At 66.8% G+C, this 11518-nt stretch carries 7 protein-coding genes, 1 tRNA gene and 1 pseudogene; 2 read left to right on the top strand and 7 right to left on the bottom strand.

Going from position 1 to position 11518, the window contains the following annotated elements:
- Nucleotides 1-323 precede the first annotated feature (323 nt).
- From AC5RUF_RS09270 to AC5RUF_RS09240, 7 genes are all read right to left on the bottom strand, one after another.
- Complete coding sequence (locus AC5RUF_RS09270) at nucleotides 324-3005, bottom strand: LuxR C-terminal-related transcriptional regulator (protein WP_494130386.1); 2682 nt, start codon at nucleotides 3003-3005, stop codon at nucleotides 324-326.
- Between the two features lie 27 nt (nucleotides 3006-3032).
- On the bottom strand, nucleotides 3033-5621 hold the full coding sequence (locus AC5RUF_RS09265; RefSeq protein WP_494130385.1) for an AAA family ATPase: 2589 nt from the start codon (nucleotides 5619-5621) through the stop codon (nucleotides 3033-3035).
- Between the two features lie 533 nt (nucleotides 5622-6154).
- Nucleotides 6155-6742, bottom strand: a complete 588-nt coding sequence (gene pth, locus AC5RUF_RS09260; RefSeq protein ID WP_494130384.1) for an aminoacyl-tRNA hydrolase — start codon at nucleotides 6740-6742, stop codon at nucleotides 6155-6157.
- A 6-nt stretch (nucleotides 6743-6748) separates the two neighbouring features.
- Nucleotides 6749-7357 carry a 50S ribosomal protein L25/general stress protein Ctc gene (locus AC5RUF_RS09255; RefSeq protein WP_493996553.1) on the bottom strand — a complete coding sequence of 203 codons (609 nt, stop codon included), beginning with the start codon at nucleotides 7355-7357 and terminating at the stop codon, nucleotides 6749-6751.
- A gap of 289 nt (nucleotides 7358-7646) precedes the next feature.
- Entirely contained in the window at nucleotides 7647-8630 is a 984-nt protein-coding gene (locus tag AC5RUF_RS09250; protein ID WP_493996554.1) for a ribose-phosphate diphosphokinase, read from the bottom strand.
- Nucleotides 8627-10135: a bifunctional UDP-N-acetylglucosamine diphosphorylase/glucosamine-1-phosphate N-acetyltransferase GlmU gene (gene glmU, locus AC5RUF_RS09245; protein WP_494130383.1), complete on the bottom strand. Its 1509-nt coding sequence runs from the start codon at nucleotides 10133-10135 to the stop codon at nucleotides 8627-8629. The genes AC5RUF_RS09250 and glmU overlap by 4 nt, the downstream gene beginning before the upstream one ends.
- 80 nt (nucleotides 10136-10215) lie before the next feature.
- Nucleotides 10216-10287: transfer RNA gene (locus AC5RUF_RS09240), tRNA-Gln, on the bottom strand.
- A gap of 143 nt (nucleotides 10288-10430) precedes the next feature.
- Between AC5RUF_RS09240 and AC5RUF_RS09235 the strand changes: the two are divergent.
- A pseudogene (locus AC5RUF_RS09235) lies at nucleotides 10431-11015 on the top strand (TetR/AcrR family transcriptional regulator); the annotation flags it as partial.
- A gap of 6 nt (nucleotides 11016-11021) precedes the next feature.
- Nucleotides 11022-11468: an NUDIX hydrolase gene (locus tag AC5RUF_RS09230; protein ID WP_494130427.1), complete on the top strand. Its 447-nt coding sequence runs from the start codon at nucleotides 11022-11024 to the stop codon at nucleotides 11466-11468.
- Nucleotides 11469-11518: the final 50 nt, after the last annotated feature.

Genomic DNA, 11518 nt, shown 5'->3' with positions numbered 1-11518 from the left:
ACGGCTCCATCTGACCACCGGGCTGTAGGGGCCAGTGCTCTCAGAATCTCGGGTGCTGTCAGGGACCTGTCGCTAGGGGGAAGGAGCCGGCGGCGGCTGGGGGGACGCCCCGGTCTCAGAGGGCATCGACGCCGCCGGCTCCGTATGTGGGACCTGAGGTTCGGGTGAGCCAGTACCGGCCAGGGCGTCTTCGACCACCCCCAGAGGAAGACACCTTCGAAGCCCGCGCACTGCCTCACCCGTACACCTCAGGTAACGCCCTAACGCTACGAACCTTGGAAAGGCTTTGCCCGAGTAAAACCTACTGGTGTTTGGCGAGGAAACTACCCGGGCGGACGGTTCCAGTCCGCGGCGGGATTTCTCAGGGAGGGGAACCGGGCCTTGAGTTCCTCCCGCCGGCTGATCCCGAGTTTTTCGTAGGTCCGGTAAATATGGCCCTCCACCGTGCGAACGGACAGATTCAGCCGCGCGGCAATCTCCGCGTTGCGGTAGCCGGAGGCAACCAACTCTGCGACAGCGTGTTCCCTGCGCGTGAGCTCCGGCAGGGAGGCATGCCCGCTTCCGGCCTGCCGTCCCACCAGCCGCTGGATGCGGTTCAGGGTGGCACGGTCCGACCCTTTTCGCGCCAGCCGCAACGCCTCCAAGGAACATTGCCGGGCCAGCAGGAGGTCCATTTCGGGATCCTGCATTGTGGCCAGGGCTGCAAGCGCGTGCACGTCCTGGTCCAGGACAGCGCGTGCAACCTGGCTGACTACCGGCGCCTGGGGCCCCTCGAGCCCTTCGGCGACCTTCAGCAGCCGGCCGGCGTCGGAAAAGTCACCCAGCCGCATGGCGAGGTGGCGCAAGGTGAATTCGACGGCGGTAAAGGAACGTTCCTGGGCCGTGGCGGAAAACTCCTTGAGTCCCTGCGCCACGGCATCCCCGGATTCCGTTGCAAGCCTGCCCCCGCTGAGAATGCCGGCGGCCAGGATCCGGTACTGCTGCGGCCCCCGCAGGGCGGCCTGCTCCCCCGCCTCTTGAAGCCTGGCCGCCAGTTCCCGGCGGCCCAGGCTTGCCGCGGCAAAGGAACCCAGCCCCAAGGCAAGCGGAAGCACACCTTCAGGGTCCTTCGCCATTTCGGCCGATTCGGCTGCTGCGGTGAAGTGCCGTACTGCCTCGTCCAGCACGCTCGTGCGCAGGCCGCAAAGGCCCAAGGCGAAGTCCGCCATGCCGCCGGAATGCAGGAGGAGTTGCTGTGCCGGGGAGTCAGCGGATCCAACACAGCGCCGGACTTCGTCCCATTCCCCCAGCCAGACCAAAGCCGTGAGGTGCCGGTGGAGCACAAAGGGGCAGCTGAGCATTGCTCCGGTTCCATCACGGCGCAGAAGGGCCATGGCAGCGCTGCTGTGACCCAGTGCTGCGGCGGCCCGGCCGGTGGCCACCAGCACTTCGGCGAGCAGGGCTTCGGCAAACAGGACTGCTTCATCGTCGGCTCCGGCCCGGGCCAGCAGAGCATTCAGCTCTGGTTCCGCCCGGGCATATTCACCCTGTCGGACCATGTGCAGGAGCAGGAGCATATCCACCCCGCAGCCGGCCCGTGCCACTGCTTCCGGAGATTCACCCGGGCTGAGGCGCGCAATCGCCATCCTCCAGTCGTTCGCTACATCAACCAGCCAATCGTCGTCGGCGCCGCCCGACTGCAGGCACACCTGGATCTGCACCATCACGGCCTGCTTCAGGGTGCGGAGATCGGCAGCTTCCTCAAGGGCCCCCTGGGCCGCAGCCGCCGCTGCCTCGGGTTCGGCAAGCTGCAGCAACGCCCGGGCTTCCTCAAGCCTGGCTGCAGTCCTTCCGCTGCCCGGCGGGACAGCGGCGGCGGCCCGCAGTGCAAGCCGCGGATCCGAGCGGTTGTTGGCTGCTTCCGCGGCGCGCAGCAACTGCTCTTCCGGGAGGGCAGCGCCGAGGGTGAGGGACCAGTCCACCCAGCGGAGCAGGCTTTCCTCGTCCGTCCCCGGGAGATCCTGCTGAACCTGGGCGAGCAGGCGTGCACTGCGGGCCGCCGGCACCATGTTCCGAACCGTGGCCCCGTAGATCGGGTGGAGCGGCCGCAGCACCTGTGCGCCGTCGGGCTCCTGGGATATCCGGACCAGCAGGGACTGCTCCAGCCGGTCCAGGGAGCGGTGCATGCCCAGCCTGAATGCCGCCCGCACCGGGAACGGTTCCGCGAGGCAGATGGTTTCCAATGCCGCCCGGTCCTCCGCGTCCAGACCCCTCAGCCGCGCCTTCAGGAGGTCCGCTACCCGTCCACCCACCGGGAGCCGGGCATCGGACAGGACCCAGATACCGTGCCGCTCAATGAGATAGCCGCTTCGCGCTCCTTCCTCAACCAGCGCGAGCACATACACCGGGTTGCCCCCGGTGATGCGTGCCAGCTCCACGGAAGCCGTTGTGCTGACCTGGCCCGGAAGCTCTTGTTCACAAAGGAAGTGGACTTCCTCCTCGGTCAGGGGCAACAGCCGGTGCCGGGTGAGCTGGCCGTCCCATAGCTGCGGAAGCACGCCCGACACGTCCGAGAAGGTGCGGGTGAGCACCAGCAGCCTGATTTCCCCCGCATCCAGCAGTTGCGAGAGCAGGTCCAGACTGGAGAAGTCCATCTCATGGGCGTCGTCTACGATGACCAGCGGCTCGGCTCCCTCACGCCTGGCGCCGGCATTGTCACCGGTTTCGGACCGGAGCTTGGCGATCAGCGCGCGCATAACGGCCAGCGGCGAAGCCGTTTGGGCCGGAGGAATGTCGGGCAGGAGTGCGGCCAGTGCGCCGTAGGGAACGGAGGTGAGGGCAGGACTGGCATAGACCCAGTGGATGGCCAGTGCGGAGCCGAGCTCACGCGCGGCCGCCGCTGCGACGGCCGTCTTGCCCAGTCCTGTTTCGGCGGCCACCACTGCGCCATGACCGCCCGGACGCCGGAGGCTTTCCAGCACGGCGGAGAGCACATCGTCCCTGCCCGCCAGTGATCGCGGGTGCAACCCCAACATCCGTTCTCCCCCCGGTTCCTAGGCCAATACCTCGGCCAGCTCGGCACGTCCGGAGACGTGGAGCTTCGCAAAGATTTTCCCGAGGTGCCACTCGATGGTTCGAGGAGACAAGTTCAATTCCTTGGCTATCTGCGAGGTTGTGGCCATGGTAACGGCCCGATGCGCAAGATCTGCTTCAAACCCGCTCAATTCCGACAGTGTTTCCGCGCGTCCGCCAATGTGCTTCATCCGTCTCATGCTGAGATTCACCAGAGTCCTGGCCGTCCTGCCCAACCCGCGCTCATCACCCGTACCTCCTGCAGCGAGCAGGTCCGCCGCGGCACGTGCCGCATCCCGGCACAGCGGATACTGACCCAGGTCGGAGAACCCTTTGGCGGCTCCCAGCAGCAGGGCCGGGTCATCATTGAGCGTCCCGGCAGCGTACCGGGACACCAGCTCGGCGAACCGTCCCTGTATCCTGTCCCCCGTCTCAAGCAGTGCAGCTGCTGCTTCTTTGTCTCCGGAGCGCAATGCCGCGGTGTAGAGCAGGCAGGCCGGTGCACCGTACCCATTCGCCAATGCCTCAGCTGCTTCTTCCCGCAAGGCCCGGCACCGTTCTGCCGGCACCGGTCCTTCCGACAGCAGACCGAAATACCGTCGCTGGAACCGGCGGAAGTACGGCTCCCGGAACCTCGGGGTTCCTGCTTCGAGCAGGTGCCCCGCTGCCTCGTGCGCGTACCCCAGATTGTGGTGGACGTACCCCGCCAGCGTCCTGGCCAGCGGAAGCATCTCCTGCGGATCGTGTACGGACAACTGCCCGATGCTGCCGGTCAGGGCTTCCTTGGCGGCCCCGTCCTGCCCCTGCCAGGCAGCCAGCACGGCAACAGCCAATTCCCCGGCGCTGCCCCGATAGGAAGGCCGGATGCCCGATTCGTCGAAGGCCCTGACGAAGTCGGATGCCTGCATCAAATCGCCGGCCAGGATGTAAGTGTCGAATACCCTGGTGCACACTTCGGCCGCGTTCCCCCGGGTCAGGGAGTATCCCTCCGGCCTGCCCATGGCCGCGACAGCGGCCAGCGCTTCGCTGCTTCTGCCGGTCACGGCAAGCGCGTTGGCATACAGCGCCCGTGCATGGGTGCGTGTTTCAGGGCCCAGCCGGGGGTCCAGGACCACGGTCCCCAGTTGTGCAAGCGCCTCCGCTTCCGGCGCTGCACGGTAGTCCAGGGCAAGGGCTATGCGTGCTATGGCCAGTGCGGCCGCCGAATCGGGGTCATTGCCCTGTGCAGACCGCCCGACGCCGGCAAGTACCTCATCCGGGTCTCCGCGGGCCGTCCTGGCGAGTGATGAGGCGTAAAGCAGCATCAGCTGCACGTAACCGGCCCGGTCTCCGCCCTCAATCCGGGGCCGGGCCTCCCGCACCACCCTGATCACGCCCTCGGGATCCCCGAGCGCGTCAAGGGCGCGCGCCTCTTCCAGCACCAGTCCCGGCGTGCGCTCCCCGGCCGGAACAGTCCTGACGAGTTCCAAGGCGTGCAGCGGATCCGCTGCGGTGTTTGCAGCCGCCGCTGCTGACTCCAGCACGGGAACCGGCCCCGGTGCCTCGCCGCATGCCAGGCTCCATGCTACGTAGGCGTCCAGCTCCGACGAGGCCATCTCCTGAGGGGCTATCCGGGCCGAAACGTCTTCCCAAAGTTCCCTTTTCCGTCCAAGTGGCATGGCCGCCGCAATCACGGTGCCGAGGTTCCCACCGGCAAACCGGACGCCGTTCTGGGGGTCCACACGGATCACCTGGCGCTCCTCAAGGGCATCAACGACGGCTGCCGGGACCAGGTCCAGGACAACCGGCAGGGGAAGGCTGCGCGCAAGGGCCAGGATTTCGACCAAACGGCGTTCCGGGGGCCCGAGCCGGCCCAGGACCGTGTCGATTACTTCGCCTACCTCACCGGTCCAGGCAAAAGCTCCTGTTCTGACCCACACAGGACCGCGCCGCACCAGCGTTCCGGATGCGACCTGCGCTTCGGTGAGCAGCCGAATGAAACGGGGGCTGCCCTCCGCTTCCCGCCACATGGTTCCGGCGGCGAGGGAGGAGACCGCTCCGCCCAGGATCTGCTGCATCATCTGCCTCGTCTGCCGCTCCGTGAGCGGTTCCAAGGCAAACCGTGCCAGCAGTCCTTCGCTCCACAGGTCCATCAGTTCGAAACCTGCCTCCCAGTGCGCGGAGGCGGCCGCCGCTATGGCCACGCTGCCGCGGCGGAGCAACTGCGAGAGCACCATGCTGGAAAACCGGTCCAGGCGGTCCGCGTTGTCCACCGCCAGCAGGATCCGCCGCCCGGCGGCCCGGGCGGCCAGGGACCGGTCCAGTTCCCGGAGCAGCCGGAGGGGATCGTTTACGGCTTTTTCGGAAAGCCCGCCCACCAGGAAGGCCAGAGCGCCGTACGGCGTGTCCGCCGACAGGGCGGTGCCGCGGATGTAGAGGGTGGAGAATTCCTCGTCCAAGCGCTTTGCCACGGCTTTGAGGACGGCTGTCTTGCCCATGCCGGAGCCGCCCAGGACCAGCGCTCCGCGGCCTTCCGTGACCGCCGCACACACGTCATCGAGCAGGTCCGCACGGCCTATCAGTTCGGCCACAGTCGACGCATTTCCCATCGGTCAAGCCACGCCCCCAAAAAACGCCCACCGTATCCGGACCACGGATGGCAGATACCCCAGCAACCGGTAGCTACCGCTCAGTAGACGAGAGCATACGCGCGGCCCAAGGCGCCGTCCAGTAGATGCAGACACATCGATCCGGAGTGCGGATATCGGACCGGCGGACCGCGGATGCGCACGTTTCGCACAGCGCACATTCCGGACTGCGGCATGCGGCACATCCCGGACTGCGCACTTCCGCACTGCGCGCGTGCCTGTTATCGGGGCGGATGCAGGGAAGGGAGTGCCCGCAAGCGGGTGCAAGTAACAAGCGGGTGCAAATAAAAGGGACCGACGCCGGGATGGGGGTGGCCCAGTCTCGGAGGCCTCCCGACGTCGGCCCCGCTTTGGGAGCCCTTAAGGCTTCTTCCATTTTAGGACCGGGCGCGGAACCGAAACAATGGGTCCGGGAGTTACCGGCCGCGGGAAAACTACCCCATTCCGGGAGCCCGCTACCTAGTGTCGGGCAACGGTCAGGAGGCGGCGCCGTGGAACTTCTGCTGCGCAGCGACAAGGCCCTCTGACAGCAGCAGCTCCACCGCATCTGCCGCGTCGCCGATCAGGAAGGGAAGTTCCTTCGCTTCGGTGCCGGAGAAGTCCTTCAGCACGTAATCCGCGGTGTCCATCCGGCCGGGCGGACGTCCAACACCAACCCGGACGCGGAGGTAGTCCTTGGTCCCCAGGGCCTTGCTCATGTCGCGCAGACCGTTGTGGCCGCCCTCGCCGCCGCCGCGCTTGAGCTTGATGGTGTTGAAGGGGATGTCGATCTCGTCGTGCACTGCCACAATCTGCCCGGGATCGATGTCGTAGAACCGGGCCAGTGCGGACACCGGTCCCCCGGAAAGATTCATGTAGGTCAGCGGCTTCGCCAGGACCACCCGCGGTCCGCCCAGGCTGATCCGGCCCTCGAGCACCGAGGCGCGGGCCTTGTGCGATTTGAACTTCCCGCCCATGCGGGCGGCCAGTTCGTCCAGGACCATCTGTCCCACATTGTGCCGGTTACGGCTGTAGCCGGGCCCGGGGTTGCCGAGCCCGGCTACAAGCCAGGTGTTGCTGTTCACGCGGTATTAGTTCTCGACAACTTCCGGAGCCACGTCGCCCTCGGCCGGGGCGTCAGCGGACTCGCCCAGATCCTGCACGGTGGACTCGGAAACGTTGATGATCATGGTTTCCGGATCCAGCAGCAGCTCTACGCCGGCAGGCAGTTCCAGGTCCTTGGCGAAGATGTGCTGTCCGGCTTCGCGGCCTTCGATGTTGACCACGATGGTTTCCGGCAGGTTGGTGGCGTCGGCTGCAACCAGGACGGTGTTGGCTTCCTGGTTGAAGACTGCGGAGCCCGGCGCGAGTTCGCCTTCAACGTGGACGTTGACCTCAACCTCGACCTTTTCGCCCTTGCGGACGGTCAGGAGGTCGATGTGCTCGATGATCTGCTTGATCGGATCGCGCTGGATGTCCTTGGCCAGGGCCAGGTGGGACTCGCCGTCGACGTCGATTTCCAGCAGCGCGTTGGCGGTGCGGACGGCCAGCGTGGTGGCCTTGGCCGGCAGCAGGATGTGCATGACGTCAGCGCCGTGTCCGTAAATGACGGCGGGGATCTGGCCGGCGGCGCGGGCCTTGCGGGCTGCACCCTTGCCGAAATCGGTGCGGGCGGTTCCTGCGAGCTTCTGCTCAGACATTGCTAACTCCTGTAAGTGGTGTTCCGTGGGTGCCGTGTCGGCGTTCCAGGGGGCCTGTTTCCATTGGCATAGGCGCCGGTTTCGGAACAGTGCACCGTACGAACTGCGGAACCGGTCCACACCAGTCCCTCGCACGATCAGAAGTTGCCAGCCACCGTCGATAACGGAGTTCGTCCGAAGATTTCCGGACCGCTCCCTCGCCTAGGCATCGGCTCCCATGGTATCAGCACAAAGGCGCCCGTCCGAACTCCTGTCCGGGCGGGCGCCTTTGGGTAAGGTGCGGTGCGGCTTAGACCTTGCCGTCGAAGAGGCTGGTCACGGACCCGTCCTCGAAGACCTCCCGGATGGCCCGGGCAATCATCGGGGCGATGGACAGCACGGTGAGCTGCTCGAAGCGCTTGGCCGCCGGGATGGGCAGGGTGTTGGTCACCACCACTTCGCGGGCGCCGGATTCGGCCAGGGTGCGAGCTGCGGGATCGGAGAACACCGCGTGCGTGGCAGCGATGATGACGTCCTTTGCTCCGGCTTCCTTCAGCACGCGAACGGCGCCGGCAATGGTTCCGCCGGTGTCGATCATGTCATCGATCAGCACGCAGGTGCGGCCCTCGATCTGGCCCACAACCTGCTTGGACACGGCCTGGTTGGGCACCGTGAGGTCGCGGCTCTTGTGCACGAAGGCCAGCGGAGCCCCGCCGAGGCGTTCGGCCCACTGCTCGGCAACCCGGACCCGGCCGGTGTCAGGCGAGACCACCGTGACATTGGCGGCGTCCACGCGGGTGCGGATGTAGTCGGCGAGCAGCGGAATGGCCATCAGGTGGTCCACCGGGCCGTCGAAGAAGCCCTGGATCTGCGCGGTGTGCAGATCCACGCTCATGATCCGGTCGGCACCGGCCGTCTTGTACAGATCGGCGATCAGGCGGGCAGAGATGGGCTCGCGGCCGCGGCCCTTCTTGTCCTGCCGTGCGTACGGGTAAAACGGGGAAACCACGGTGATGCGCTGGGCCGAGGCACGCTTGAGCGCGTCAATCATGATCAGCTGTTCCATCAGCCAGTTGTTCAGCGGTGCCGGGTGCGCCTGGATAACGAAGGCGTCGGTGCCGCGCACGCTCTCACCCGGGCGGACGTAGATCTCGCCGTTCGCGAAGTCGTACGCAGCCAGCGGCAGCAGATCCGTGTCCAGGCAGCGTGCAATTTCTTCTGCCAGCTCTGGATGGGCCCGTCCTGTGGCTAGGACAAGCTTCTTTTCACCCTTGGAGGTGATTTCGCTGCTCATTCGTGGTCGCTTTCTCGCGTGGGGTTACCTGTGGGGGAAGAAGCTGAAAGGGCCGCAGCGGCGGCGTCTGCGGCGGCGGTGCCGGGTCGCTTGGACTCCACCCAGTGCTCGATGTTGCGCTGCGGAGCCACGTTGATGGCCAGGGCACCGGCCGGGACGTCCTTGCGGATCACCGTTCCGGCTCCACTGTACGCGCCGTCGCCCACGGTGACAGGCGCCACATACATGTTGTCGCTGCCCATCCGCACGTGGGATCCGATGGTCGTCCGGTGCTTGCTGACGCCGTCGTAGTTGACGAAAACGGAGGCTGCACCGATGTTCGACTGTTCGCCGATAGTGGCATCTCCCACATAGGAAAGATGGGGAACCTTGGATCCGTCGCCGATGACGGCGTTCTTGGTTTCCACGAAGGTGCCGATCTTTCCCGCGGCGCCCAGCACGGTTCCGGGGCGCAGGTAGGCAAACGGTCCGACGTTGCTGCCGGCGCCGAGGACGGCGTCGCTGCCGTGCGTGCGGATCACCGTTGCGCCCTCCCCTACCCGGACATTGGTCAGGGTGGTGTCGGGGCCGACGACGGCGTCGCGGGCGATGCTGGTGGTCCCGTGCAGCTGCGTGTTGGGCAGGATGGTGACGTCTTCTGCAAGGGTGACGGTGGAATCGATCCAGGTGGTGGCGGGATCTGCCACGGTCACACCTGCGCGCATCCACTTCTCCAGGATCCGGCGGTTGTGCTCGGCGTTCAGGGCAGCCAGCTGGACACGGTCGTTGGCGCCCTCCACCTGCCACTGGTCTTCCGTGACGACGGCGGCGATCCGGCCGCCTTCGTTCCGGGCAATCCCCAGGACATCGGTCAGGTACATTTCGCCCTGGCTGTTCTGCGTGGTCACGGATTCAAGCGCGCGGCGCAGCACCACGGCGTCGAAGGCATAGATGCCGGAGTTGATTTCATTCACCGCACGCTGTGCGTCGGTGGCGTCCTTGTGTTCCACGATGCCGGTTACGGTGCCGTCGTCGGCTCGGAGCACGCGGCCGTAGCCTGCGGGGTCGGCCAGCCGCGCGGTCAGCACAGTAACGGCGTTGCCGTCCGTTTCGTGGACGGCCACGAGGTTGCGCAGGGTGTCGGCCTCAAGCAGCGGGACATCGCCGTATGTAACGACAACGGTGCCTTCCAGCGGGGCCACCGCGTCCAGGGCGGACACTGCAACCTGCACGGCTCGGCCGGTGCCGGGGACGTCGTCCTGGTCAACGATCACGGCGGCGGGGGCATGTTCGGCCGCGTGGGCGGATACCCGGTCGCGCTCGTGGCGGACCACGACGGCCAGGAAACGGGGGTGCAGCGCCTCGGCGGCGGCAAGGGCATGGCCGAGCATGGAAACGCCGCCCACCGGGTGCAGGATCTTCGGCGTACGGGACTTCATCCGTGTCCCGGAACCGGCAGCCAGGACAATAACCGCAGCCAGCCCCTCCGCAGAATTTCCGTCGGTCCGGACATCGTTGGTGGTCACGAAATGGCGCTCCTTGCTGGTACGGCCGGTTCTTGTCGGCGGCGCGGCTGCCCGGATGGGTCCGGTGATGCCGCACAGCGTTCCGCCCATAGGATTCGAACCTATACTCCACGGCTCCAAAGGCCGGGGTGCTGCCGTTACACCAGGGCGGATCATGTGCCTGGCTTGCCACGCACACAAGAGTTTAGTCTGCCACGGGAGCCGTTGCGTGCGCGAGTTGGACCACGGGCGGCCGCCGGCACATGGGTAGACTGAAGCGGTGGTAAAGACTTCCGCCGGCGTTGCACGCCTGCGTATGACCGGCGTCCAGCGCCGCGCCCAGCTCATTGAAGTGGCCCGCGGTCTTTTTGCCCTGCGCGGGCTCGACGGCGCGACCATCGAGGAGATTGCAGCGGCAGCCGGGGTGTCCAAACCCGTGGTCTACGAGCATTTCGGCTCGAAGGAGGGACTGTACACCGAGGTGGTGGACGCCGAATTCCACCGGTTGCTGGACGCCATCACCGAGTCCCTCAATGCCCCGGCCGGTCCCCGCGTACTCCTGGAGCGGGCCGCTTATGCGCTGCTGGACTACATCGAAAACCACACAGACGGCTTCCGGATCCTCACCCGGGACGCACCGCCTTCACAGCCCGACGGAACCTTCTCCACCCTGCTCTCCCGCATTGCCCGCGATGTTGAGCACATCCTGTCCAAGGAGTTCGGCAGCCGCGGCCTCAGCGCCGAGGTGGGCGGTATGTACGCGCAGATGCTGGTGGGGATGGTCGCCATGACCGGCCAGTGGTGGCTGGACTCCCGCTCCCCCGACAAGGCCACCGTGGCAGCCCACCTGGTCAACCTGTCCTGGAACGGGCTGACAGGGCTGCAGAAGGATCCGAAACTCTCCCACATGGACGCGGCCGGCCCGGAAGGCACCGGCCACGTCGAAGACGCCCCTGCGGTGCTGCGGCTCTCCGCGGTCCTGGTCCGGGACCACGCCGGCAGGATCCTGCTGGTGCGTAAGCGCGGGACCTCCCGGTTTATGCAGCCCGGCGGCAAGCTTGAACCCGGCGAGTCCTTCGCCGAAGCCGCGGCCCGCGAGATGGGCGAGGAGCTCGGGGTGGACGCCGCCCCCGCCGATCTGGAGGATCTGGGCCGCTGGTACGGGCCGGCCGCCAACGAGGAAAACACGTTCATTGATGCCGGTCTCTTCGCCTGGACCCTGCCCGCAGGTGTTCAGCCCGCCGCCGCTGCCGAGATCGAGGAGATCCTCTGGGCGGCACCGGAGGCGGCAGCCGAGCGCGGCGACCTGTCCCCGCTGCTCCGCGACCACATACTGCCCCGGCTGCTCGGCTGAGCGGCACCGGGTTGCCGGGCTGACGCCCGGACCCGTCCCCCGCTGCCGCC

It is taken from the genome of Arthrobacter sp. Y3224198 (genome assembly GCF_059090025.1).
This window is presented reverse-complemented; position numbering and strand designations above follow the sequence as displayed.

Bases quoted from the DNA above. Each gene is read 5' to 3' on its own strand.
- AC5RUF_RS09255 (WP_493996553.1), bottom strand. From the start codon at position 7,357: ATGTCTGAGCAGAAGCTCGCAGGAACCGCCCGCACCGATTTCGGCAAG.
- AC5RUF_RS09250 (WP_493996554.1), bottom strand. From the start codon at position 8,630: ATGAGCAGCGAAATCACCTCCAAGGGTGAAAAGAAGCTTGTCCTAGCC.
- AC5RUF_RS09230 (WP_494130427.1), top strand. From the start codon at position 11,022: ATGGACGCGGCCGGCCCGGAAGGCACCGGCCACGTCGAAGACGCCCCT.